The sequence below is a fragment of the Brevundimonas sanguinis genome, assembly GCF_029636725.1.
Taxonomy (GTDB): domain Bacteria; phylum Pseudomonadota; class Alphaproteobacteria; order Caulobacterales; family Caulobacteraceae; genus Brevundimonas; species Brevundimonas sanguinis.
Map to the genome: position 1 here is coordinate 1,014,719 of NZ_CP116770.1, position 25,181 is coordinate 1,039,899.

At 66.4% G+C, this 25,181-nt stretch carries 20 protein-coding genes; 14 read left to right on the plus strand and 6 right to left on the minus strand.

Annotated elements, in window-relative coordinates; genetic code table 11:
• Positions 1 to 2: 2 nt before the first annotated feature.
• On the minus strand, positions 3 to 704 hold the full coding sequence (locus PIB44_RS05235) for a CoA transferase subunit A (protein ID WP_134580227.1): 702 nt from the start codon (positions 702 to 704) through the stop codon (positions 3 to 5).
• Positions 705 to 870: 166 nt separating this feature from the next.
• Here PIB44_RS05235 and PIB44_RS05240 point away from each other — a divergent pair, with 166 nt between their 5' ends.
• The gene (locus PIB44_RS05240; RefSeq protein ID WP_376787731.1) at positions 871 to 3,312 is read left to right on the plus strand and encodes a S9 family peptidase; all 2,442 of its coding nucleotides are present in this window, start codon (positions 871 to 873) and stop codon (positions 3,310 to 3,312) included.
• A gap of 154 nt (positions 3,313 to 3,466) precedes the next feature.
• Here the strand turns inward: PIB44_RS05240 and PIB44_RS05245 are convergent, their stop codons facing one another.
• On the minus strand, positions 3,467 to 4,357 hold the full coding sequence (locus PIB44_RS05245; protein WP_278070669.1) for a LysR family transcriptional regulator: 891 nt from the start codon (positions 4,355 to 4,357) through the stop codon (positions 3,467 to 3,469).
• Between the two features lie 102 nt (positions 4,358 to 4,459).
• Between PIB44_RS05245 and PIB44_RS05250 the strand changes: the two genes are divergently transcribed.
• The 6 genes from PIB44_RS05250 to PIB44_RS05275 all read left to right on the plus strand — a co-directional run bounded on the left by PIB44_RS05250 (position 4,460) and on the right by PIB44_RS05275 (position 12,937).
• A complete protein-coding gene (locus tag PIB44_RS05250; RefSeq protein ID WP_278070670.1) occupies positions 4,460 to 6,634 on the plus strand; it encodes a malate synthase G in 2,175 nt (724 codons plus the stop codon).
• Between the two features lie 316 nt (positions 6,635 to 6,950).
• Positions 6,951 to 7,451 (plus strand): hypothetical protein, encoded by a 501-nt coding sequence (locus tag PIB44_RS05255; protein ID WP_278070671.1) that lies wholly within the window; start codon positions 6,951 to 6,953, stop codon positions 7,449 to 7,451.
• 216 nt (positions 7,452 to 7,667) lie between these two features.
• Entirely contained in the window at positions 7,668 to 8,429 is a 762-nt protein-coding gene (locus PIB44_RS05260; RefSeq protein ID WP_278070672.1) for a hypothetical protein, read from the plus strand.
• A gap of 235 nt (positions 8,430 to 8,664) precedes the next feature.
• Entirely contained in the window at positions 8,665 to 9,453 is a 789-nt protein-coding gene (locus PIB44_RS05265; RefSeq protein WP_278070673.1) for a fimbrial biogenesis chaperone, read from the plus strand.
• 2 nt (positions 9,454 to 9,455) lie between these two features.
• Positions 9,456 to 12,011 carry a fimbria/pilus outer membrane usher protein gene (locus PIB44_RS05270; protein WP_278070674.1) on the plus strand — a complete coding sequence of 852 codons (2,556 nt, stop codon included), beginning with the start codon at positions 9,456 to 9,458 and terminating at the stop codon, positions 12,009 to 12,011.
• Positions 12,012 to 12,028: 17 nt separating this feature from the next.
• A complete protein-coding gene (locus PIB44_RS05275; RefSeq protein WP_278070675.1) occupies positions 12,029 to 12,937 on the plus strand; it encodes a hypothetical protein in 909 nt (302 codons plus the stop codon).
• Between the two features lie 94 nt (positions 12,938 to 13,031).
• Here the strand turns inward: PIB44_RS05275 and PIB44_RS05280 are convergent, their stop codons facing one another.
• Positions 13,032 to 13,463, minus strand: coding sequence for a hypothetical protein (locus PIB44_RS05280; RefSeq protein WP_278070676.1), 432 nt, complete (start codon positions 13,461 to 13,463; stop codon positions 13,032 to 13,034).
• 204 nt (positions 13,464 to 13,667) lie between these two features.
• Positions 13,668 to 15,011 (minus strand): MFS transporter, encoded by a 1,344-nt coding sequence (locus PIB44_RS05285; RefSeq protein ID WP_278070677.1) that lies wholly within the window; start codon positions 15,009 to 15,011, stop codon positions 13,668 to 13,670.
• A gap of 186 nt (positions 15,012 to 15,197) precedes the next feature.
• Here PIB44_RS05285 and cyoA point away from each other — a divergent pair, with 186 nt between their 5' ends.
• From cyoA to PIB44_RS05320, 7 genes are all read left to right on the plus strand, one after another.
• The gene (cyoA, locus tag PIB44_RS05290; protein WP_278070678.1) at positions 15,198 to 16,412 is read left to right on the plus strand and encodes a ubiquinol oxidase subunit II; all 1,215 of its coding nucleotides are present in this window, start codon (positions 15,198 to 15,200) and stop codon (positions 16,410 to 16,412) included.
• A 14-nt stretch (positions 16,413 to 16,426) separates the two neighbouring features.
• On the plus strand, positions 16,427 to 18,439 hold the full coding sequence (gene cyoB / locus PIB44_RS05295) for a cytochrome o ubiquinol oxidase subunit I (RefSeq protein WP_278070679.1): 2,013 nt from the start codon (positions 16,427 to 16,429) through the stop codon (positions 18,437 to 18,439).
• A gap of 4 nt (positions 18,440 to 18,443) precedes the next feature.
• Positions 18,444 to 19,088, plus strand: coding sequence for a cytochrome o ubiquinol oxidase subunit III (gene cyoC, locus PIB44_RS05300; RefSeq protein WP_278070680.1), 645 nt, complete (start codon positions 18,444 to 18,446; stop codon positions 19,086 to 19,088).
• A complete protein-coding gene (gene cyoD, locus PIB44_RS05305) occupies positions 19,085 to 19,468 on the plus strand; it encodes a cytochrome o ubiquinol oxidase subunit IV (RefSeq protein ID WP_025978235.1) in 384 nt (127 codons plus the stop codon). Before cyoC ends, cyoD begins: the two co-directional genes overlap by 4 nt.
• Before the next feature lie 79 nt (positions 19,469 to 19,547).
• On the plus strand, positions 19,548 to 20,261 hold the full coding sequence (locus PIB44_RS05310) for an SURF1 family protein (protein WP_278070962.1): 714 nt from the start codon (positions 19,548 to 19,550) through the stop codon (positions 20,259 to 20,261).
• Positions 20,261 to 21,604: an ATP-binding protein gene (locus PIB44_RS05315; protein WP_278070681.1), complete on the plus strand. Its 1,344-nt coding sequence runs from the start codon at positions 20,261 to 20,263 to the stop codon at positions 21,602 to 21,604. Before PIB44_RS05310 ends, PIB44_RS05315 begins: the two co-directional genes overlap by 1 nt.
• Before the next feature lie 23 nt (positions 21,605 to 21,627).
• Positions 21,628 to 22,164 carry a response regulator transcription factor gene (locus PIB44_RS05320; RefSeq protein ID WP_278070682.1) on the plus strand — a complete coding sequence of 179 codons (537 nt, stop codon included), beginning with the start codon at positions 21,628 to 21,630 and terminating at the stop codon, positions 22,162 to 22,164.
• A 15-nt stretch (positions 22,165 to 22,179) separates the two neighbouring features.
• On the opposite strand, the gene PIB44_RS05325 is transcribed toward PIB44_RS05320, so the two are convergent.
• Together PIB44_RS05325 and PIB44_RS05330 are read right to left on the minus strand one after the other, a co-directional pair.
• Positions 22,180 to 23,379, minus strand: a complete 1,200-nt coding sequence (locus PIB44_RS05325; RefSeq protein ID WP_278070683.1) for a CaiB/BaiF CoA transferase family protein — start codon at positions 23,377 to 23,379, stop codon at positions 22,180 to 22,182.
• Between the two features lie 153 nt (positions 23,380 to 23,532).
• Complete coding sequence (locus PIB44_RS05330; RefSeq protein WP_318035486.1) at positions 23,533 to 24,981, minus strand: tyrosine-type recombinase/integrase; 1,449 nt, start codon at positions 24,979 to 24,981, stop codon at positions 23,533 to 23,535.
• Between the last annotated feature and the right edge of the window lie 200 nt (positions 24,982 to 25,181).

A 25,181-nucleotide genomic window follows, 5' to 3' on the forward strand; every position in this document is an offset into this window, starting at 1 on the left:
CGTTACGCTCCCTTCTGACGGACAGTGCGCTGTTCGATGCGCTTCTCGGACACGGTCTGGATCAGGCGGTCGACATAGACGCCCGGCGTGTGGATGTGGTCGGGGTCCAGCGAGCCCACGGGGACGATCTCCTCGACCTCGACGACCGTGACCTTGCCGGCCGCCGCCATCATCGGGTTGAAGTTGCGGGCCGTCTTGCGGAAGACGAGGTTGCCGCGCTCATCGGCCTTCCATGCCTTGACGATGGACAGGTCGGCGATCAGGCCGGTTTCCATGATGTAGCGGCGGCCGTTGAACTCGCGCTCTTCCTTGCCTTCGGCCACTAGAGTGCCGACGCCGGTGGCGGTGAAGAAGGCGGGGATGCCTGCGCCGCCCGCGCGGATGCGCTCGGCCAGGGTGCCCTGAGGGTTAAACTCGAGCTGCAGCTCGCCGGCCAGATACTGGCGCTCGAACTCCTTGTTCTCGCCGACGTAGGACGAGATCATCTTCGCGATCTGGCGCGTCTCCAGCAGCTGGCCCAGGCCGAAGCCGTCCACGCCCGCATTGTTCGAGATGACGGTCAGGCCCTTGACGCCTGTGTCGCGCAGACCCGCGATTAGGTTCTCGGGAATGCCGCACAGGCCGAAGCCGCCCGACATGACGGTCATGCCGTCGAATGTCAGCCCCTCCAGCGCGGACTTAACGTCAGCGTAAATCTTGCCCATCGGACTCCCTTTTTCACCATCTGATGAATATCGCCGTCTCCTTCGTCCTTAAAGCGGGCGGCGAAGGGGGGCAAGCGCCATGCGTCGAAACGCCGGGCGGTTGACCCCGCGACCTTGGGGCGACACACCTGCGGCCGCACAAGACTGAACTCAGTGGGGAAACTTTATGCGCAATCGACTGATGGGGGCCGCCTTGCCCGCCCTGGTTCTGGCTGTGGCCGTGCCGGCCCTGATGCTGCCCGTCGCGGCGATGGCCCAGGACGCGGCGCCCACCTATCAGCAACCGCCGGCGCCGATCGCCCAAATTCTGGACGCCAAGCCGAATCCGGGCGTCAGCGTCAGCCCGGATCGCAAGACCCTGCTGCTGACCGACCGTTCTAATCTGCCCAGCATCGCTGAATTGTCTGAGCCGATGCTGCGCCTGGCGGGCTATCGCATCAACCCGCGCAACAACGGCCCGGCTAACAGCCGCGTCTCCTGGCTGACCGGGCTTAGCTTCCAATCGATCGACGGCGGCGCCGCGCGGCCTGTGTCGGGCCTGCCGGCCAATGCGCGCCTGACGAACACCAGCTGGGCGCCGGACGGCAAGACCGTCGCCTTCCTGGTCAACGTCCCCAACGGACTGGAGCCGTGGGTCGCCGATGTCGCCCAGGCCAAGGCGCGCAAGCTGAACGGGCCGATGGTCAACGCCGCCTCGGGTTCGGGCTTCTCCTGGCTGCCGGATTCCTCTGGCCTGCTGGTCCTGGCGGTTCCGGCCGGGCGCGGCGTGGCACCCAACGTGGACCATCCGCCCGAAGGTCCGATCATCACCGAGACCGGCGGCCGCGCCGCGCCGGTGCGCACCTATCAGGACCTGCTGTCCAATGCAGGCGACGAGGCCCTGTTCGACTATTACTTCACCAGCCAGCCGACCATGGTGTCGCTGAACGGCCGCGCCCGCACCGTGGGACAGCCCGGCGTCGTGCTGAACCTGTCGACCTCGCCGGACGGCCGCTACATCCTGCAGACGCGGGTGAAGAAGCCCTATTCCTATGTGGTGCCGGCTAGCCTGTTCCCGTCGGACATCATCGTGACTGACCTCAATGGGCGCGAGGCGCACCGCGTCGCCGACCTGCCGCTGCGGGACAATGTGCCGACGCCGTTCGACGCCGTGGCGCCGGGGCCGCGTTCGGTCCAGTGGCGGGCGGACGCCGACGCCACCCTGGTCTGGACCGAGGCTCAGGACGGCGGCGATCCGCGCAACGCCGCCGAGGTGCGCGACCGCGTCTTCATGCTGCGCGCGCCGTTCAACGACCGTCCGCAGGTGCTGCTTGACCTGAAGGAACGCTACGCCGGAACCACCTGGGGCCGCGACGACGTGGCCATCGTCAACAGTCGCTGGTTCAACACGCGGCATGAGACCCGCACCCTGGTCGACCCGTCGAACCCCGGCGCGGGCCGCGTCCTGGTCGATCGCAACTATCAGGACCGCTACAATGATCCGGGCTCGGTGATGACCGAGCCGAACGCGCGCGGCCGCTTGGTCATGCGCTTCAATGCCGACCGCTCCAAGGTCTTCGTCGAGGGCGGGGGCGCGACGCGCGAGGGGCAGTATCCCTTCCTCGACCTTATGGACCTGAAGACCGGCGAGAGCGAACGTCTGTGGCGCTCGGCCCAGGGCGAGTACGAAACCGTCGTCGGCGTGCTGGACGAGAACGGCCGCAAGCTGGTCACCTATCGCGAAAGCCGCACCGACCCGGCCAACCTGCGCGTGCGGGATCTGGACGGCGGCGTGACGGCCCTGACCGCTTTCCCGGACCCGGCGCCGCAACTGGCCGGGGTCAGCCGCGAACTGATCACCTATACCCGCGACGACGGGGTGGAGCTGTCGGGGACGCTGTATCTGCCTGCCGGCTACGACAAGGGCCGCGACGGCCCGCTGCCCCTGCTGATGTGGGCCTATCCGGCCGAGTTCACCGACGCCGCTGTGGCCGGTCAGGTCGTCGATACCGACAACCGCTTCGTGCGGCCGGGCGGCTCCAGCCATCTGTTCCTGCTGACGCAGGGCTACGCCATCCTGGACAACCCGGCGATGCCGATCATCGGCCGCGACGGGGCCGAGCCGAACGACACCTACATCGAACAGCTGTCGGCCAGCGCCAAGGCGGCGGTCGACGCCGTGGTCGCGCTGGGCGTGGCGGATCGCGAGCGGATCGCCGTCGGCGGCCACTCCTACGGCGCCTTCATGACCGCCAACCTGCTGGCGCACACCGACCTGTTCAAGACCGGCATCGCGCGTTCGGGCGCCTATAACCGCACCCTGACGCCGTTCGGCTTCCAGGCCGAGCAGCGGTCTTATTGGGAGGCGACCGAGACCTATACGGAGATGTCGCCCTTCACCTACGCCAACAGGGTGAACGAGCCGATCCTGCTGATCCACGGCGAGGCGGACGACAACTCGGGCACCTTCCCGGTGCAGACCGAACGCTTCTATGCGGCGCTGAAGGGCAATGGCGCGACGGCGCGTTATGTCGTCCTGCCGCTGGAAGCCCACGGTTACCGCGCGCGGGAGTCGGTGGGGCACGCCCTGTATGAGATGTCGTCCTGGCTGGATCGGTGGCTGAAGTAAAATACAGCCCTTCTCCCCTTGTGGGAGAAGGTGGACGGCGAAGCCGGACGGATGAGGGGTGCGAAAAAGCGGGCTGACGGCCTCGGGTCAAACGCCGAGCCGACACCCCTCATCCGGCCCTGACGGGCCATCTTCTCCCGCAAGGGGAGAAGGGTCATTTGTCCCATTCTGGCACATCGCCATACAGGCCGGACAGGAAGTCGATGAAGGCGCGGACGCGGGTTTCGGCCCGCGCCCGCCCTGCCGTCAGAGCGAAGATCGCTACGTCGGACGAGCCGGCATATTGCGGCAGCACCACCTTCAGCCGCCCGTCGCGCAGCTCGTCGCCGACATCCCAGGTCGAGCGCAGGGCGACGCCGAGGCCCGCCAGCGCCAACTCTCGGGCCACTTCGCTTGAGTTGGTCCGCACCCGGCTGCGGGCGCGGAAGACGACAGGACCTTCGGGACCCTCCAGCCGCCAGGTCGACTGGTTCTCGGCCGCCAGCTGGGCGTGGCGGCGCAGGTCGTCCAACGTCTGCGGCGCGCCGTGCTCGGCCAGATAGGCGGGCGAGGCGCACAGCACCCGCCGGTTCGGCGCCAGTCGGTGCATCAGCGGATCAGCCGCCTCATAGCTCCCGATCCGCACCGCCACGTCCACGTCCTCGGCCATCAGGTCCACAAAGGCGTCGGTCAGGTTCAGCTCCAGCGTCAGGCGGGGCTGCGCCGCCAGAAACGGCTGGAGCAGGGGCGCCAGCCGTCGCCGCCCGAACGAGGTCGGCGCCGAGACCCGCAGCAGGCCGCGCGCCTGGGTGGTGCGGCGCGACACCACGGCCTCCAGGTCCTCGACCCCCTCCAGCAGTTGCGCCGCGCGGTCATAGACCAGCCGTCCCGCCTCGGTCGGGGCCAGGCGGCGCGAGGTGCGCTCGATCAGCCGCACCCCCAGCCGGTCCTCCAGCCGCGCCAGCCTGCGCGAGGCCACGGCGGGCGAGAGGTCCAGCCTGCGCGCGGCGGCGGACAGGCTGCCCTCCTCCAGGGCGCGGACGAAGATTTCATACTCGACCAGCATGATGGGCTTTTATCGTTGCATATTTAGCAAAGATAGGCCTCATTCTGCGCCGTGGATAGCGGCGGCCATTCAGGCCTAGTCTTCAGCCTGAAGGAGACCGCCATGTTCGACGCCCCCAACACCCCCGCCGACGCCTATGTCCGCCATGGCGGCCTGAAGGTCGCTGTAGACCTGGACGCGTTTGTGCGTGAGCAGGCGGCGCCGGGTTCCGGCGTGAGCGCCGACGCCTTCTGGGCCGGGGTTGAGGGGCTGCTGGCCCGCTTCGGGCGCCGCAACCGCGAGCTGTTGGAGTATCGCGACGAACTGCAGCGCAAGCTGGACGACTGGCACCGCGCCTATCCGGGCCAGCCGGACCAGGCGGCCTATCAGGCTTACCTGCGCGAGATCGGCTACATCGAGCCCGAACGCGGGGGCGTGCAGGCCGAGACCGCCGACGTCGACCCCGAGATCGCGACCCTGGCCGGGCCGCAACTGGTCGTGCCCCTGACCAACGCGCGCTATCTGCTGAACGCCGCCAATGCGCGTTGGGGCAGCCTGTATGACGCGCTTTACGGCACCGATGCGCTGGGCGAGGCGCCGAAGCCGGGCGGCTATGACGTCGAGCGCGGCGCGCGGGTGATCGCCCGGGCCCGCGCCTTCCTGGATCAGGCGGCGCCGCTCGCTGAGGGCGGTCATGCCGAGACGGTCGGCTATCGCGTCGAGGACGGGCGGTTGGTTGTCGCCCTGTCAGGCGGGCGTGAAACAGGGCTGGCCGATCCGGCCGTCTTCGCCGGTCATGCGGGGGAGGCGGCGGCGCCGTCGGGCGTTCTGCTGCGCCACAACGGCCTGCATCTAGAGATCGTCATCGACCGCGCGCACCGCATCGGCCGCGACGACCCGGCGGGCGTCGCCGATGTCGTGGTCGAGGCGGCCTTGTCGGCCATCGCGGACGCCGAGGACAGCGTCGCCGCCGTCGACGCGGCGGACAAGCGGCTGGTCTACGCCAACTGGTTGGGCCTGATGCGCGGCGATCTTCAAGCCGATTTCGAGAAGGACGGCCGCCCGGTCGAGCGGCGCCTGAACCCCGACCGCCTCTATACGGCGCCGGACGGTTCGACGCGGGCGCTGAAGGGGCGCAGCCTGATGCTGGTGCGCAACGTCGGCCTGCACCTGACGACCGACGCCGTGCTGGACGCCCATGGGCGCGAGACGCCCGAGCATCTGCTGGACATCGCCATGACCGGCCTGATCGGCCTGCACGACCTGCGCCGTCCGGCCATTGAGCGCAACAGTCCGGCGGGCTCGATCTATGTGGTGCGGCCCAAGATGCACGGCTCGGACGAGGTCGCCTTCGCCGACGAGCTGTTCGGTGCGGTGGAGGCCATGCTGGGCCTGCCCGCCCTTACGCTGAAGATGGGCATCATGGACGAGGAGCGCCGCACCAGCGTCAACCTGATGAACTGCATCGCGGCGGCGAAGGGCCGGGTGGTCTTCATCAACACCGGCTTCCTGGATCGCACCGGCGACGAGATCCACACGGTGATGGAAGGCGGCCCCGTCGTCCGCAAGGAGGCGGTGCGCGAGACCGGCTGGATCAAGGCTTATGAGGATCGCAACGTCGACATCGGCCTGAAGGCGGGCCTGTCGGGCCGGGCGCAGATCGGCAAGGGGATGTGGGCCGCGCCCGACCGCATGGGCGATATGCTGGCGGCCAAGGCGGGCCATCCGCGCGCGGGCGCCTCGACCGCCTGGGTTCCGTCGCCGACGGCGGCGACGCTGCACGCCCTGCATTATCACGAGGTCGACGTCTGGGCGCGCCAGGCCGAGATCGCCACGCGCGCGCCGACCGGCCTGACGCCTTTGCTGACCCCGCCGTTCGCGACCGGAACGCCGGGCGCGGATGAAATCCGGCAGGAGCTGGACAACAACGCCCAGGGCATCCTCGGCTACGTCGTGCGCTGGGTGGATCAGGGCGTCGGCTGCTCCAAGGTGCCGGACATCCACGACGTGGGCCTGATGGAGGATCGGGCGACGCTGCGCATCTCCAGCCAGCATCTGGCCAACTGGCTGCGCCACGGCGTCACGACTGAGGACGAGGTCATGGAGGCGCTGAGGCGCATGGCCGTCGTGGTGGATCGTCAGAACGCTGGGGATCCGGCCCATCGCCCGCTGGCGCCCGCCTATGACGGCCCGGCGTGGCAGGCGGCCTGCGATCTGGTGTTCAGGGGCAGGGAGCAGCCGAACGGCTATACCGAGCACCTGCTGACCCACTGGCGGCGCAAGGCCAAGGCGGGCTGACACAGGGAAATACCATCACAATCCCAAAATGAAACATTTACTTGCCCGCGCCAGAGCTTCGCACTAGAGAGCTTGGTGTTAACGTTTCATTAACCTTTACCGGCTGGGCGCGTTCGTCGCTCGTCCGGTTGGTTGTGTGCCAAAATGGGATGGCACGCCTCTTGGAACGCTGACCAGCGAACCCTGTCTGTGTGGACGGGGCGGCCGCAGGGGCGGCCAAGGGAGGCGAACGTTGGGTGGGACCGCAAGGACAAGAAGTGCGCGCCGGGCGACGGCTGGTCGGCGTCTGATGCGTATCGGCGCCTTGGCGGGCAGCATGCTCGTCGCTCTTTCGGCGGCGGCCGCCCAGGCGGATTCCATCGAGAGTGCGACAGGATTCGACGTCCTGGTCACGGGACGGATCGTCGCCGACTGCCGCCTCTCCGGCGGGGGCGTCATCGACTTCGGGGAACTGACCGGCAATGAGGTCGTGACGGCGGACCTGGGTCTCCGTTGCAACGTGCCCTTCGATCTGAGTTTCGAATCCGCCAGCGGCGGGTTGGCTCATGTGGCCAAGCCTCGGGGCGAGGGGCCGTTCGCCGGGACCCTCCGCTACACCCTGAATGTCGCCGTTCCGACCCTTGCGCCGCAAGACGGCATGATGAGCGCGGCCTATTCAAGCGCCGAGCTGACGGCCCGCAAGACCTTGAGCAGCGGCGACGCGATCGCTGCGGGCGGCGGTCGACTGCAGATCCGAACTCAGCCGCCCGAAGGGGCCGGTCTGCTGGCTGGTGATTACGCTGAGACTCTCAGTGTTACAATTCAGCCTAGAGTTTAGTAAAACACCTAAGTTAACGTCAGTAATATTCGGCCTTATTGGTCGTATAATGCCGCAATTTGCTTTCGCCTTAGAAGAGAAATTCAAAAATCGACTACAGAACGTCGATTTTTTTCTTGACCTAGTCTTTTGCAGTTCGTTACCATCCAGGGCAGATCGAGGGCGCTTTCAGTCTCGGTCGCTGGAATTTCAAAAACCTCGCTTGGAGAAATCATCATGAAGATCGCTACCCTGCTGGCCGGCGTCGCCGCCGTCGCCCTGACCGCCTCGGCCGCTTCGGCCGACACCATCAACCGCGGCCAGACCACCCTGCCGATCGTCGGCACGCAAAACGTGTCCGGCGGCAACTTCCTGGAAAACATCGCTGCCGGTCTGAACCGCGCGAACGCTCAGAATGGCGACTCGGCCATTTCGTCGTGGCACGCCTTCGGCGGCGCGCAGGGCGACAACGGCACGGCCGCCGGCGACGACGGCGCCACCTTCACCCTGAAGGGCATGGTGTCGACCGACTGCGCCTATTACTCGGGCAGCAGCACCTCGCAGACGATCGATTTCGGCACGATCGGCATCTACGCCTCGGACAACACGGGTCCTGCGGCCGCCTTTGACATGACCGCCCCGGCCAACGTCACGATCGACAGCAACCTGGCGGGTTGCAACACCTCGAACACCGTCACCCTGTCGAAGTCGGACATCCGCGGCCTGGTAAACAACAGCTCCGCCGGCTACGACACCAACGTGTTCCAGGCGAATCTGCCCTTCTCGGTGACCGCCAACTACATCGCCGGCGACGTCGGCGTGGCGGGCGCGGCTTCGGCGACCTCGCTGGTTCTGCCGACCGGCTCGAACTCGGTCAGCAAGCAGCACGGCGCCTGGAAGTCCGCCATGGCCCTGAACGTCAACATCCCGGTCCCGTCCAGGTCGCTGCTCGCCGGCAGCTATGAAGGCGATCTGACCGTCAACATCGCCGCCTTCTAAGCGACGACGTTCATACCGATTGCGCGCGGCGCGGCCTGGCCGCTCCGCGCGTTTTCTTTTCAGTGATCAACGGTTGTTAGACTGCCTCGATGTCGCCCCAAGGCGGCATGTGGGGCGGTTTTGCCTGGGCGGCCGAAAGCGGACGCCTTTGGATGGGGTTTGGGGAGCGTCGGTGATGGTGCGATTGAGCATACGTATGCCGCGGCTGGGACGGTTGCTCCGGGGCGCTGCGGTCGTGATCGCGGGGTTCCTGGTCGTGACGTCGGCCTGGGCCATGCGGGTGTCGCCGATGGTGTCGGAACTGACGACGTCGGGCGCAGGGTCCGCCGCGCGCATCGAAGTGGGCAATGTCGGCTCGGCCGCCCTGCCGTTCGAAACCCGCATCACGCGCATGGACATCGACGCCGACGGCAATATCGTCGAGACGCCGGCGGATGAGGACTTTCTCGTCTTTCCGCCTCAGGGCGTGGTGCCCGTCAGCGGTCGGCAGGTCGTTCGCGTCCAGTGGATCGGCGATCCGGCGATCGACGTATCGCGCGCCTATTATCTGTGGGTGAAGCAACTGCCCGTCGCCACCGACCCGGACGTGGCCGAGGGGGGCGGCGCGGTGGCCGTCCAGGTGCTCTACACCATGAAGGCCCTCATCGTGGTGGCGCCCCCGGGCGCCCAGCCCAAGGTCGAGATTGTTTCGGTCAGGCCCGCGATGGTCACGCCTCCCGCACCTGAGATCGATCCTTCGCTCACGGGCGGCCAGCCCGTCGCGGCGCCTCCGGCGGAGCCGGGCGTCGAGATCGTCGTCGCCAACAGCGGCAAACGCTACGCCCTGATGAGCGGCGCCACCTGGATCGTCGAAGGGATGGACAAGGCCGGTCAGCCGTTCCGTCGCGAATACAACAGCGATGAAGTCTCCCAGACCGTCGGCGTCGGATATCTGGCGCCCGGCGGCGGTCGGCGCACGTTCAAGCTGCCGACGGGCGTTGAACTGGACCCGGCGAAGCCTGTGACCCTTCGGTTCGGACGCTGACCATGAGGGGGGCGAGGATCAGGGGGACGGCGTCGCGCCTGGCGCTGATCGCAGCCATGCTGGCGGCGTCGACGGCTGCGGCCCAGGACGGGCCAGCCGAGGACGGGCAGGTCGAGGAAGGGCAGGCCGTCGCTGCAAGCCAGACGACCGGCGCCGCGCAGCCGCGGCCCAACATCAACCCCTACGACCGGGACATCGCCATGACGGTGCCGCTGAACTTCAACAGCCGGGTGCTGGGCGAGATGCCGGTCCTGCTGACGCGCGACGACCGCTTCATCGTCGAGAGCGCGGGGTTCCAGCGTCTGATCAACCCCTTGCTGACGCCCGAGGCCCAGGCGGAACTGGCGGCGCGGCTGGAAGGCGTGGAGTCTTTCGCGCCCGAGGAAATCAACACGACAGGCATTCGCCTGGAATACGACCCCGATCAGTTGGCGGTGCTGGTGTTGCGCATCGATCCGACGAAGCGCTCGGTGGAGTCGCTGTTCCAGGGCGGCCGACCCGACGATCCCGGCGTCGCGCCCGAGGACTTCTCGGCCTATCTGAACACCAACATGTTGGTTCAGCGGCGCAATTCTACCGGCGAGGTCGGAACGCCCAGTCTTTATCTGAATGGCGCGATGCGCTTCCGGAACCTGGTCTTCGAAACCGACGTCCAGGGGCGAGAGGACCTGCTCACCGGCGATTACGAGGTCGACCGGCGCTACGCGCGCTTCGTCTACGATCAGCCCGAAGCCTTCCGTCGCTGGTACCTCGGCGACCTGGATCCCGAGACGCGGGGGCGGCAGGGCTACGTCCAGATGGGCGGCGTCGGCGTGGCGCGCCAGCGTCAGCGCTTCGAGAGTTTCCGCAACAACGTCCTGGCGGGCGGGCGGCAGTTGGTCCTGCAGGAAGCCTCCACGGTCCGTGTCCTGCGCAACGGCGTCTTCGTCCGCGAGTTTCGCCTCGATCCGGGCCAGTACGACCTCTCCAACCTGCCGCTCGAAACCGGCTCGAACGACGTCCAGCTGGAGATTCAGAATGAATCAGGGCGGATGGAGACCGTCTCCTACAGCGCCTATCTGGACGCCATCGACCTGGAGCCGGGCGACTATGAATACGGCGCCTATCTGGGGGTGACCAACTCCGGACTGTTCGGCACGCCGGACTACAGCGACGGGGAGCTGGCCTTCACCGGCTACTGGCGCAAGGCGTTCGAGAACCGCCCGGCGCTGGGCATAGGGCTGCAGGCTTCGGAAGAGGTGCAGAACCTGACCGGCCAGACGCAGGTGATCCTGAAGAACGGCGCGCGGGCGCGTCTCGACCTGTCGGTCAGCAACAGCGACTACGGCCAGGGCTACGCTTATGCCCTGAGCTATGACCTGGCCGTCGACCGGGGCGACACCTACGACAGCTGGACCTTCGTGGCGGACTATACGTCCGAGGACTATTCGAGCCTGGGCAACGCCTCGGGTCAGAACCCGATTTCGTGGATCTTCACGGGGGCCTATTCGCACCGCTTCTCCGCGGACTGGCTGGCGAACGCGACGGCCTCCTACCGCATGAGCCGCAGCACTTTCATGGACGATTCCTACACGCTGTCGGCCACGACCACCTATCGGGTGACGCCCGCCTGGGGGCTGCAGTTCGGGACGGAGTATACGGACTACGGCAACCGCTTCGGGACGACCCGCGACGGCTTCGGCTTCACCATCGCACTGATCTGGTCGCCGCGATACGATCGGCGCGGCGAGGCGCGTTATAATTCGGCTCGCAATTCCGGCAGCATGCGCTTCCAGCAGTCGAGCGAGAACCGCGTGGGATCGTGGGGCTACTCGGTCCAGTCCACCTATGACGACGGTCCCGGCACGGTCTCGGGCCAGCTGGACTATGTGGGCAACCGTTTCGACGCCAGCCTGTCGCACACGGCGTTCGGCGAGAGCTTCAGCAGCATCTCGGACGAGCAGGTCACCACCCTGCGCATCGGCAGTTCGATCGCCACGACCGGCGGTCGGGCGGCGATCGGGCGGAACATCTACGACAGCTTCGCCATCGTCCACCCGCACGACACGCTCGGGGATCACCCGGTCATCGTCGGCGAGTCCTTCCAGGGCGGGGCCTATACGGCGCGCAGCGGCGCCCTGGGGCCGGCGTTGTCCAACACCCTGACCTCCTATGTGAACCAGTCTGTGCGCTACGACGTGCTGGACGTTCCGTTGGGCTATGATGTCGGCGACGGCGTGCTGCGCGTTCGGCCCGCCTACAAGAGCGGCTATTCCATCCAGGTCGGCAGCGACGCCTTCGTCTCCGCCCTGGGACGGATCGTGGGCAACGGGGGCCGGCCGGCGGCCCTGCTCTCGGGCCGCGTGCGTCCCGCGGACGAGCCGAACGCCGAGCCCGAACTGTTCTTCACCAACTCGGTCGGCCGTTTCGCCGTCCAGAAGCTGAAGCCGGGCAAGACCTATCGCGTTGAACTCTTCACCAGCCCGGCGGCGGGTTTCGAGTTCACCGTGCCGGCCGACAACGAGGGCTTGCTCGACATGCAGACCGTAACCCTGCCGATCGACGTGCCGGAAGAATAACGGGAAGGAAGAAGAACATGATCGCCGGAGATGCTCGTAAACTGGCTGTCGCCGCCGTGGGCGCCCTGGGCGTCCTGGGGCTGGCCGGCCAGGCTTCCGCCCAGGCCAAGTGCAACCTGAGCCTGGACCCCGCAGTCGACCAGTGGGTCATTCGCTATAACCCGCTCGAGGACGACGCCGCGTACCGCACCTTCGACATGGCGCTGGTCAACACGGGTCAGACGCCGTGCAACGGGCGCTTCAGCGTGTCTCTGCGCGGTGAGCCGTTCGGCCTGGGAAGTCCTGGCAGCAGGGTGCGCGTGCCCTACGCCATGCGCGATGAGCAGAGCACCGCCGATATCACGCCCCGTTCGGGGGTGAGCGGCATCGTCACGGGGGCCCAGATTCATGTGCCCAAGGAAGGGCGCGAACTGGCCCGGATCGGCGTGGCCGTCCGCCCGCCCGCCAATCTGCCTTACGGGCGCTACAGCCAGGTCGCCTATATCGCCCTGCAAGCGGCCGACGGCGAGGTCCATGCCGAACGGCCCGTGACCATCGTTCTGGAAATGGCGGCGGCCGCCATGATCGGCCTCAAGGGCGAGTTCATCCGACAGAACGGCGTGCCGACGATCAATCTGGGCGAACTGAATGAGGGGACGCGGGCGCTCAACACCTCGGTCTACGTCCACAGCACGGGCGGATATCGCGTGTCCGTCACGTCTCAGAACCTGGGCAAGTTGCGTCAGGCGGGCACCGCCTGGTCCATCGACTATGGGCTGCAGATGGGCTCCCGGCAGGTCAACCTGACGGCGCCGTACAGCTTCGACGTGGCCTCGGCTCAGGGGCGTAACGACGACTATCCCCTGACCGTCCGCATCGGCGATACCTCCGGCAAGCGGGCGGGGGACTACAGCGACACCCTGACCTTCACCGTCGCGGCGATCTGATCAGCGGGGGCGAGGCCGTTCGCGCCTGAACCGCAAGTGAAAACGCCCCGCAGAGCGATCTGCGGGGCGTCATCGTTTGAGGACTATGAGCCTGTCAGATCGGCTGGATCGTCAGGGCGAGGATCAACGGCTCGTCCAGTTGAACGTCGTCGAAGCGGTAGTCGACGGTCCGAATGGTCGCCATGCTGGAGCGGCGCAGCTCCAGAAGGCCGGTCCTGGTCAGATCCAGCGAGCGGTCGCCGTAGACGATGCGGGCCTTTTCGGTCTCCGCCAGGGGGCGGTACTGGGCCGAAACAGTGAAGCCGCCGGGGCTGTTGCAGGCCTCGACCACCGAGCCCATGCGGCCGGTTTCGGCCATGACGGTCCGATCGGGGCGCACCCAGCAAGCGACCGGCACGGTGGCGCGCAGCTTGTAGGAATGTCCCGCTGTCGGACCCGCGGCCGCGATCTGGGGCGCCGCCGCCATTGTAAGGCCGGCGGCTATCGCCAGAAGCGCACGGCGTTTTGCCTGCATCAGCTTGGTCATGACGTCCTCATCACCCTTGATTTCCAGGTGACGATACTCGACCGCTGTTAACGTCAGGCGACCAGACAGACTTAGCGGGCGCTTAAGTCCTATCGTAAACGGCCGATAACCTTATCGAGGCGAAGAGACCCGCAGATGTCACACGGGCGGCGCGCTCCTCCGAGCGCGCCGCCCTTGATCATGAGGCGGCGTCCGATCCGGCGGTCACGCCTTGGCGCTCGCGCGCTCCTTGGCCAGTTCGCGATTCAGCCACAGGGCCAGAAGGGTGCAGATCGCGCCCGACAGCAGATAGGCGCCGCCCGCCACCAGGCCGAACTTGCCCGACAGGGCCAGGGCCGCCAGCGGGGCGAAGCCTGCGCCGAACAGCCACGCCAGGTCCGAGGTCAGGGCCGAGGCGGTGTAGCGGTTCTTCAGGCTGAAGCTGGAGGCCACCGCGCCCGAGGCCTGGCCGAACGACAGACCCAGCAGGATGAAGCCCAGGATCATATAGGTCAGTTCGCCCGCCGGGCCGCCGTCCAGAAGCTGGGGCGCGAAACCCGAGAAGGCGGCGATGCCCGCAGCCGTGACGGCCAGCAGGGCGCGGCGGCCGTAGCGATCGGCCAGCCAGCCCGAGGCCAGGATGGCGAACAGGCCGAAGACGGCGCCGATCAGCTCGATCATCAGGAAGCGGCTGGGCGCCTCGTCGGTGTAGAGAAAGACCCACGACAGCGGGAACACCGTCACCATGTGGAACATGGCGAAGCTGGCCAGGGGGGCGAAGGCGCCGATGACGATCTTGCCGCCTTCTTCGCGCACCGCCTTGCCGACGGGCGCGGGGTGCAGCTCCAGCGTCTCGAAGGCGGCCTGGAAGGTTGGGGTGACCACGATGCGCAGGCGCGCGAACAGGGCCACCACGTTGATGGCGAAGGCGACGAAGAACGGGTAGCGCCAGCCCCAGTCCATGAAGTCGGCGGCCGACAGCTTGCTCAGGAAATAGGCGAACAGGGCGCTGGCCACGATCAGGCCGATCGGGGCGCCCAGCTGCGGGACCATGGCGTACCAGCCGCGGCGCTTTTCGGGGGCGCTGACCGACAGCAGGGAGGCCATGCCGTCCCAGGCGCCCCCCAGGGCGACGCCCTGACCGATCCGCAGGGCGATCAGCATGGCGGCCGCCCAGTGGCCGACCTGCGCATGGCTCGGCAGGAAGCCCAGGCAGACGGTGGACAGGCCCAGCAGGAATAGGGCGATGGTCAGCTTTGTGCCACGCCCGAAGCGCCGGTCGATGGCGATGAACAGGGCCGTGCCGAAGGGCCGGGCGATGAAGGCCACGGCGAAGACGGCGAAGGACAGCAACGTCCCGCCCAGCGGCCCCGCATAGGGAAACACCAGCTGCGGAAACACCACGACCGAGGCGATGGCGTAGACGAAGAAGTCGAAAAACTCGGACGTCCGGCCGATGATGACGCCGATGGCGATTTCGCCCGCGTCGATTTTGCCGTCTCGCGCGTTGATCCGGCTGGCGTCCCGTTCAAGGGGCTCTGAAGAAGGCGCGCCGCTGGCTGCGTTCATGACCATGAGGCTCCCTGCACCGGGGCGCGTACACGCCCGCGATCATAGAATGGCTAAAGCGTCCCTTTGCTCCCCTCGGATCGCAGAGGGGATAGGGCAGATTGTCCAATGTCGCACTCCGGAGGTGGGGTTTACGGGGGCAGGACGATGACCGAGCCCTTGTCTCAAACCTCGACTGGAGCCGCCGTGCGCCGACTGCGCCCCCTGTTGCTGTTGCCCCTTCTGGCCATGCTGCCTGCCTGTCAGGCCGTGGTGCTGGCGCCCGCCGGCGACATCGCCGCACAGCAGCGCGATCTGCTGGTCATGTCCGTGGTGTTGATGCTGATCATCATCATTCCGGTGATGATCCTGACCGTCTTCTTCGCCTGGAAGTATCGGGAATCGAACAAGGAAGCCCGCTACGAGCCGGACTGGGACCACTCGACCCATCTGGAGCTGGTGATCTGGGCGGCGCCGCTGCTGATCATCATCTGCCTGGGCGCCATCACCTGGGCCGGGACGCACCTGTTGGACCCGTATCGGCCGCTGGACCGCATCGCCAAAGGGCAGGCCGTGGCCGAGGAGCATCGCCCGCTCCAGGTCGAGGTGGTAGCGATGGACTGGAAATGGCTGTTCATCTACCCCGAATACGGCATCGCCACAGTGAACGAGCTGGCGGCCCCGGTCGACCGGCCGATCCGTTTCCACATCACCTCGACCGGGGTGATGAACTCCTTCTACATCCCGGCCCTGGCCGGTCAGATATACGCCATGCCGGGCATGGAGACGAAGCTGCACGCCGTGATCAACCGCCCGGGCGAATACGTCGGCTTCTCGGCCAACTATTCGGGCGACGGCTTCTCCAACATGCGCTTCGCCTTCCACGGGCTGGATGAAGCGGCCTTCGATCAGTGGGTCGCGGGCGTTCGCGCCGCCGGTCAGGGTCTGGACCGCGAGACCTATCTGGAGCTGGAGAAGCCCAGCGAGAAGGTCCCCGTCATCCACTACGCCTCGGTAGACGACCGCCTGTTCGACGCCGTGGTCAACATGTGCGTCGAGCCGGGCAAGATGTGCATGGGCGAGATGATGGACATCGACCGCAAGGGCGGTCTGGGCCTGGCGGCGGTCAAGAACACCCTGCCGCTGGTCTATGACAAATACGCCCGTCGCGGGGACGCCGTGTTCGGCGCCGGCGAGTCCTATGTGATGACGCTGTGCACCCCGCTGGAGGCCGAGGCCGCCGCCGTCGAGGCCGCCCGCCGCCGTCAGGCCTTCGGCGAGGACGTCGCCCGCGACACGCCGCTGAACCGGGTCATGGGGCAGGGGCTTGAACGCCCCGGCCGGTCCGAACCGAACGAGCGTTTCGCCTCCCTCTTCTCCGCGCCTTCCACGGCGTCCGCGCCCGCCGCGTCGCAATCCTGAGCGCCTGAACGATCATGACTGTCGAACAAACAACATCGCCGCTTCTGGGCCGGTTGAACTGGGACTCGCTTCCGTTTCACGAGCCCATCCTGGTCGCCACCTTCGCCGTCGTCGTCATCGGCGGTCTGGGGATGCTGGCCCTGATCACCCGCTACAGGCTGTGGGGCTATCTCTGGAAGGAGTGGTTCACCACCGTGGACCACAAGAAGATCGGGATCATGTACATGATCCTGGGTCTGGTCATGTTCCTGCGCGGCTTCGCTGACGCCATCATGATGCGAATCCAGCAGGCCATGGCCTTCGGCGGGTCCGAGGGCTATCTGAACGCCCACCACTATGACCAGATCTTCACCGCCCACGGCGTGATCATGATCTTCTTCGTGGCCATGCCGATGATCACCGGCCTGATGAACTATCTGGTGCCGTTGCAGATCGGGGCGCGGGACGTCTCCTTCCCCTTCCTGAACAACTTCAGCTTCTGGATGACGACGATGGGGGCCGTGCTGGTCATGGCCTCGCTGTTCATCGGCGAGTTCGCGCGCACCGGCTGGCTGGCCTATCCGCCGCTGTCGGGCATCGGCTACAGCCCCGGCGTCGGGGTCGACTATTACATCTGGGCGCTGCAGGTGGCGGGCGTAGGGACCACCCTGTCCGGCATCAACCTGATCGCCACCATCGTGAAGATGCGCGCGCCGGGCATGGGCCTGATGAAGATGCCCGTCTTCACCTGGACGTCGCTGTGCGCCAACGTCCTGATCGTGGCGTCCTTCCCGATCCTGACGGCGACGCTGGTCCTGCTGTCGGCGGACCGTTACATCGGCACCAACTTCTTCACGAACGACTTCGGCGGCAACCCGATGATGTACGTGAACCTGATCTGGATCTGGGGCCACCCCGAGGTCTACATCCTGATCCTGCCGCTGTTCGGCGTGTTTTCCGAAGTCACCTCGACCTTCTCGGGCAAGAAGCTCTTCGGCTACACCTCGATGGTCTATGCGACGGTGGTCATCACCATCCTGTCCTACCTGGTGTGGCTGCACCACTTCTTCACCATGGGCTCGGGCGCGTCCGTGAACTCCTTCTTCGGGATCACGACGATGATCATCTCGATCCCGACAGGGGCCAAGCTGTTCAACTGGCTGTTCACCATGTATCGCGGCCGCATCCGGTTCGAGCTGCCGATGATGTGGACGGTCGCCTTCATGCTGACCTTCGTGATCGGCGGGATGACGGGCGTCATGCTGGCGGTGCCGCCGGCGGACTTCGTACTGCACAACTCCCTGTTCCTGATCGCCCACTTCCACAACGTCATCATCGGTGGGGTGCTGTTCGGCCTGTTCGCCGCCATCAACTACTGGTGGCCCAAGGCCTTCGGCTTCAAGCTGGAGAAGAAGTGGGGGCTGGTCAGCTTCTGGTGCTGGGTGGTCGGCTTCTGGATGGCCTTCATGCCGCTGTACGTCCTGGGCTTCATGGGCGTGACGCGGCGGATGCGGGTCTTCGACGACCCGGCCTATCAGATCTGGTTCATCATTGCGGGCGTGGGCGTGGCGATCATCGCCGTCGGCATCCTGGCCATGCTGATCCAGTTCGCGGTCAGCATCATCAACCGCGACAAGCTGCGCGACGAGACGGGCGATCCCTGGCACGGCCGAACGCTGGAGTGGGCCACTTCCTCGCCGCCGCCCGACTACAACTTCGCCAAGACGCCGATCATCCACGACGGCGACGCCTGGTGGGATATGAAGGCGCGCGGGTATGAGCGTCCGGTCGGCGGCTTTAGGGCAATCCACATGCCCGCCAATACGGGCGCGGGATTCATCCTGTCGGCGCTGTCGCTGATCGTCGGCTTCGCCCTGATTTGGTACATCTGGTGGCTGGCGGCGGCGGGCTTCGCGGCCGTGATCGGCTACGCCATCTTCCACACCTTCAACTACAGGCGCGACTACTACATCCCGGCCGAGACGGTTCAGGCGACCGAGGACGCGCGCACGCAGGCCCTGGCGGCCGCCGCAGCGACGCAGGGGTGATTCGATGAGCCACGCACCTTCCATCCACTCCGACTACATCGACGAGGCCGGGCGGCCGATCTTCCACCCGGTCGAGGAGCCGCATCATCCCGAGGGCCACAGCACCATGCTGGGCTTCTGGATGTATCTGATGAGCGACTGCCTCATCTTCGCGATCCTGTTCGCCGTCTACGCCGTGCTGGGCGGCAACTATGCGGCGGGCCCGGCGCCCAAGGATCTGTTCGACCTGCCGCTGGTGGCGGTGAACACGTCGATGCTGCTGTTCTCGTCGATCACCTACGGCTTCGCCATGCTGGCGATGTACCGCAACAAGGTGGCGCAGACGCAAGCCTGGCTGGCGATCACCGGCCTGTTCGGCCTCTGCTTCCTGGGCATCGAGCTCTATGAGTTCGCCCACATGATCCACCTGGGCGCCACGCCCCAGCGCAGCGGATTCCTGTCGGCCTTCTATATCCTGGTGGGCACCCACGGCCTGCACGTCACCTTCGGCTGCATCTGGTTGGTCACCCTGATGGTGCAGGTGGCGCAAAAGGGCCTGATCCCGGCCAACCGCCGCCGCCTCATGTGCCTGAGCCTGTTCTGGCACTTCCTGGACGTCATCTGGATCGGCGTCTTCACCTTCGTCTATCTGTTCGGGATGCTGCGATGAGCGCCGAAGCCCACAACGAGCACGCCGTGACTCACGAAGATCACCACGGCGACGACCATGATCATGGCACCTACAGAAGCTATCTGATCGGCTTCGGCCTGTCGGTCGTTCTGACGGCCATTCCCTTCTGGCTGGTCATGGCCGGGGTGCTGGCGCCGCAGCTGACGGGTCTAATCATCACCGGCTTCGCCGTGGTGCAGATCGTGGTGCACATGATCTTCTTCCTGCACATGAACCACAGGTCCGAGGGCGGGTGGAACATGCTGGCGCTGATCTTCACCCTGGTGATCGTGGTCATCGCCGTCGCCGGTTCGGTCTGGGTCATGTATCACCTGAACACCAACATGATGCCCGTCCACGACATGCAGGGGATGGGCTGAGCCTGCTTGCACGCGGAGACGCCGCTTGACGTCATCGTCGGCCCCTGAGCCTGCCGCCCGTCCGGCGTCACGCCGCCGGATGATTGCGGGACTGGCGGTCTTCGCCGTGCTGATCGCGGGCTTTTGCGCGTTGGGCGTCTGGCAGGTCCAGCGCCTGGCGTGGAAGCAGGAGCTGATCCGTCAGGTCGACAGCCGCATTCATGCCGATCCCGTTCCAGCGCCGGGGCCTGCAGGCTTCGACGCGGTGACGCGCGAGGCGGACCAATACCGTCGCGTTACGGCCAGCGGCCGGTTCCTGCATGACCGCGAGGCGCGGGTGAAGGCGGTGACGGACCTGGGGCCGGGCTTCTGGGTCGTGACGCCGCTGGAAGACGCCCGCGGCTTCACCGTCCTGATCACCAGAGGCTTCGTCCCGTCACAGCGCGCGGCGCCCGAAAGTCGTGCGGAAGGGCAGGTCGAGGGGCCGGTCTCCGTCACTGGCCTGCTGCGCATCAGCGAGCCCAAGGGCGGCTTCCTGCGCGACAATGATCCAGCCGGCGACCGCTGGTTCTCGCGCGACGTGGCGGCGATCGCGCAGGCCAAGGGGCTAAAAGGGGCCGTTGCCCCCTATTTCATCGACGCGGACGCGACGCCCAATCCCGGCGGCTGGCCGCGCGGCGGGCTGACGGTGGTGCGGTTCGCCAACAGCCATCTGGTCTACGCCCTGACCTGGTTCGGTCTGGCCTTGATGTCGGCGGGCGGCGCCGTTCTGTGGCTGCGCGACGAGCGGCGCCGCAGGGCAGGGGGACGTTGATGCAAGCCGGGGCTTTGAACCGCTTCTTCCGCACCGTTCTGGGCATGGACGCCAACGCCGAGGCGCCGGTGTCGCCGGGCGCGGCCGGACGGCGCAACATGCTGCTGCTGATCCAACTGAGATGGCTGGCGGTGATCGGTCAGGTGGCGACCATCGTCATCGTCCACTGGGGTCTGAAGATCAGCGTCCCGCTGGGGCCGTTGCTGCTGGCGCCGACGGCCCTGGCGGTGATGAATCTGGTAAGCGCGCCGGTGACCCTGCGGCGCAAGATCGTCACCGACCCGGAGATCCTGCTGGCCCTGTGCGTTGATGTGGCGGCGCTCAGCTGGCTGCTCTACTTCAGCGGCGGGGCGACCAATCCCTTCGCGGCCCTTTACCTGATGCAGGTGGTGCTGGCGGCCGTGCTGCTACGACCGGTCTACGCCTGGGGCTTCGTGCTGGCGACGGGCGCCTGCCTGGCCTTTCTGGCGGTGTGGCGTCAGCCGCTGGACCTGCCTGCCGGAGCTGACGCGCGGTTGGGCCTGATCCAGCAAGGCGCCCTGATCAACTTCATCCTGATCGCCGTGCTGCTGGTGGCCTTCGTCACCCGCACCAGCCAGAACGTGCGCGCCCGCGACGCTTATCTGGCCGAGGCGCGGCAGCAGGCGGCGGAACAGGATCACATCGTCCGCATGGGGCTGCTGGCCTCGGGCGCAGCGCATGAACTCGGCACGCCGCTGGCCTCCCTGTCCGTGATCCTCAGCGACTGGCGGCGCATGCCCGCCCTGACAGGCGACGATGACCTGCGCCACGACATTGAACAGATGCAGGCCGAGGTCGAGCGCTGCAAATCCATCGTCACCAACATCCTGATGTCGGCGGGCGAGGCCCGCGGCGAGGCGCCGACCGTCACCGCCCTCAGCGGCTTCCTTGGCGAGATCATCGACGAGTGGTCCGCCAGCCGACCCGGCGACGCCATGCAGGTCGTCCTCAGCGGTCCAACGCCGCGCGATCCGTCCATCATCGCCGACCCGGCTCTGAAACAGGTGTTCAGCGCCTTGCTGGACAATGCGCAGGAGGCGGGCGCGCGAAACCTGGAGGTGCGGGCCGTCGCCGACGCCGACGGCCTGTTCATCGCCTTCGAGGACGACGGTCCAGGCTTCGCGCCCGGCATTCTGGAAAAGCTGGGCCAGCCCTATCAGTCGACCAAGGCGCGGGCAGGGGCGGGGCTGGGCCTGTTCCTGCTGGTCAATGTGGTGCGCAAACTGGGCGGCACGGTCGTCGCCGCCAACCGTCCGGGCGCGACCGGCGGCGGGGCCGTGGTGCGACTGGCCTTGCCCATCGACGCCCTGGCCCCGAAGTAAGCAGTCTGGAAAGAGGGCATGAAATGACGGACGAACCCCGCCAGCTTCTGATCGTCGAGGACGACGAGTCCTTCTCCCGCACCCTGCGGCGCTCGTTTGAGCGGCGCGGCTATCAGGTGCTGGCCGCCCACAGTCACGACCAGATGGTCGAGCTGCTGAAGACGCATCATCCCGATTATGCGGTTGTGGACCTGAAGCTGGGAACGGCCTCGGGCCTGACCTGCGTGCAGACCTTGCACGCCTTCGATCCCGACCTGGTGATCGTGGTTCTGACTGGCTTCGCCAGCATCGCCACGGCGGTCGAGGCCATCAAGCTGGGCGCCCGCCACTACCTCGCCAAGCCTGCCGGCACGGACGACATCGAGGCCGCCTTCGGTCGCGCAACGGGCGACCCTGACGCCCCTCTGACCGCCCGCCCGACCTCGATCAAAACGCTGGAGTGGGAGCGTATTCACGAGGTTCTGGCCGAGACCGACTTCAACATCTCCGAGGCCGCCCGGCGTCTGGGAATGCACCGCCGCACCCTGGCGCGGAAGCTGGAGAAGCGGCAGGTCAGCTGACCCTTCGGTTTCCGCTCATTCCTCGGCCTTCAACGCCCCCAGCACATCGTCCGTATCCTGCCCCAGCCTCGGCGGCGGGGCGTCGTATCGCACCGGCGTCTTCGACAGGCGGATGGGCGAGGCGATGGTGCGGACCGGATCGGCCAGATCGGGCCGCGTCTGCTCGACCGTCAGGCCGCGATGGATCGCCTGAGGCTCGGCGAACACCTGATCGATGGTGTTGACCGGGCCGCAGGGCACGCCCGCCGCCTCCAGCGCCTGCATCAGCCCCTGCATGGTGAAGCCCGCCGTCTTCGCCGCGATCAGCGGACCCAGCGCCTCGCGCTCGGCGACCCGCAGGGCGTTGGTGGCGAAGCGGGCCTCGATCTCCAGCCCCAGGGCGCCGCACAGAGCGCGGAACTGGCCGTCGTTGCCCACGGCGATGATCACCATCCCGTCGGAACAGGCGAAGGGCTGATAGGGGGCCAGGTTGGGGTGGGCGTTGCCCATCCGCGTCGGCGCGGCGCCGGACACGAAGTAGTTGGTCGCCTGATTGGCCAGCATGGCGGCCTGAACGTCGAACAGGGCGATGTCGACGTGCTGGCCCTCGCCGGTCGCGCGCGCATGCCACAGGGCGGCAAGGATGGCGTTGGAGGCGTAAAGGCCGGTGAACAGATCGACGACCGCCACCCCGACCTTCATCGGCTCGGCGCCCGGCGCGCCGTCGGGCTGGCCGGTGATCGACATCAGCCCGCCCATGGCCTGGATCATGTAGTCGTAGCCGGCCCGGTGCGCGTCCGGCCCGTCCTGGCCGAAGCCGGTGATCGAGCAGTAGACCAGCCTCGGATTGATCGCCGCCAGCGAGGCGTAGTCGAGGCCGTACTTCTTCAGCCCGCCGGTCTTGAAGTTCTCGACCACCACGTCGCAGGTGGCGGCCAGACGGCGCACGGCCTCGGCGCCGTCGGGGCTGGCGATGTCCAGCTCGACCGACTTCTTGCCCCGGTTGGCGCACAGGAAATAGGCGGCGTCGCCGGGCGCGCCGTCGGCCGTGGTGGTGAAGGGCGGGCCCCAATGGCGGGTGTCGTCGCCGGCGCCGGGCCGTTCGATCTTGATGACCTCGGCCCCCAGATCGGCCAGCGTCTGCGTCGCCCAGGGACCGGCCAAGACCCGCGACAAATCCAGCACGCGCACATTATTCAGAGGAGCGCGCGAGACGGCGAGAGGTTTGTCGGTCATCAGAATCCTACATCAACGTCGCAATGGATATAGCCGCTGGGTCAAGGCGGGGTGCAGGGGCTGACGCTTCTTGGCGCGTGGCTTGGCGATTTGCCAGAGGTTGCGATTGAAGATGGCGCGTCTAGCGCCTGTCTTAGAGGCTCAAGAGGAGAGTTAAACCCGATCTACGGCGTCCAAGATGGCCTCGCTCCAGGCGTCCAAAACTTTCCGGCGCTGGTCGAACAAGGCGCCGCGCGCATAGACGCGAGCCACTGTCGACGCGGTAGCCGCGCCTACATGATTGAGGCAGCGGTCCACGACTTCCGGCAACGCATTGAGTTCATCGCAGGCATACGTCGCGAAGCTTCGCCGAAAGTCGTGGTGAGTCCAGTCGATGAGTTCTGAACTGTTGGCGGCGATCAATCGATCGAGCGCTATCTTGGCTTTGGACCAACTTTGAAAGGAGGCGCCTGACAAGGTAGCGAAGACGAGATCATTGATCCGATATACTTCGGCGTCTTCGATGATTTCGCGTGCGGGCGCAGATAGAGGAATACGGATTGCTCTTCCATTTTTAGTCCGCGAGGCCGGGATTATCCATTCGCCGACCTTCGACTGAGGCGGCAGGCGGAGCTCGTTCCATCGCATTTCTGCGACCTCCTGGCGGCGGCACGCTGTGAGAATGAGCATCTGCACAATGCGCCCGTAGGGGTGAGGACGCAGCGTAGCGCCGATCCAGATCGCTGCGATCTCTTCCATCGTCGGGGTTCGCTCTCTCGGCGATTCCCGAGCGGGCTTGCCGACGCCTAATGCCGGATTAGTCTCCATGAGCCCCTGCGCGATCGCCCAGTTGAATAAAGCCTTGAGATAGGCCAGTTGCCGATTGGCATGGGACGGGGCTGTCTTAGCTTTTCGCGCCACGATCATCGCGATGTCACGCCGCGAAAGCGTCGCCGGGTGCCGATGGCGGATAGAAGCGATGGCGTCTTTCAGGGAGTTTATGGTGGAGCGGTTCCGCCGTAACGATGGGCCTTTTAATGCAGCGTAATCTGCCAGCAAGTCGGCCAAGGTTGCTGGCGTTGTTCGGCTATGTTTCGCTTCCTGCTGAAGCCGCTTGGCGCGCCGCCTGGCTTCATTAACATCGACTTCCGGCCATTCGCCGAGGGCGTGTCGGGAGCGTTGTCCATTGGTCTGCAAGAAGAGCGACCAACTCGCGCTCCCTGGGCCGATACGTAGGCGCAAGCCTGGATGTCCGCAGTCGCTATACTCGGCCCGCGGCCCTTCGTCGGCGAGAGCCTGAAGTCGTTTGATCGTGGCCTCGGTAAGGGGTTTAGCCCGAGGACGCGTCATGTCTAACCTCGTCGTATAGGGTTGGGGTCGTGAGCCCGACCTCAGCGCGGTCGCATGCGAGCCGCGAAATATGTTCGGGCAGGATCGAGAGAACGTAGGCTGTTGAAAGGCTGGAAGTCGTTCTGAAGTCGTACTCGCACTCCATGAGCGGCTCGTCGGGCGTTGCAGGAGGTTGGACAAGCAAGCCCAAATGGGGTTGGACGGGCGCTGTTCGGCGCAGCTGCCTGAGGGCACGCTTCGTTGGTGCGCGGGCTTGCCTTGACCTTCGGCCATTGCGGCAGGGCATCACTAAGGGTCCTGACCCCGATCTTTGCAGCGAGGCGGGTCCATAAGATTAGAATGTCGGAAAAGGTGACCTGATCGGTCGTAAGCGCGGAATTCCCAGCGCGCCTGAACGAAGCCAACTCTAAACGGGCGCGCCTGTCAAGCCTGTAGCTCGATCCCTAACTGGTTCTGTACGGGAACCGCCGCGC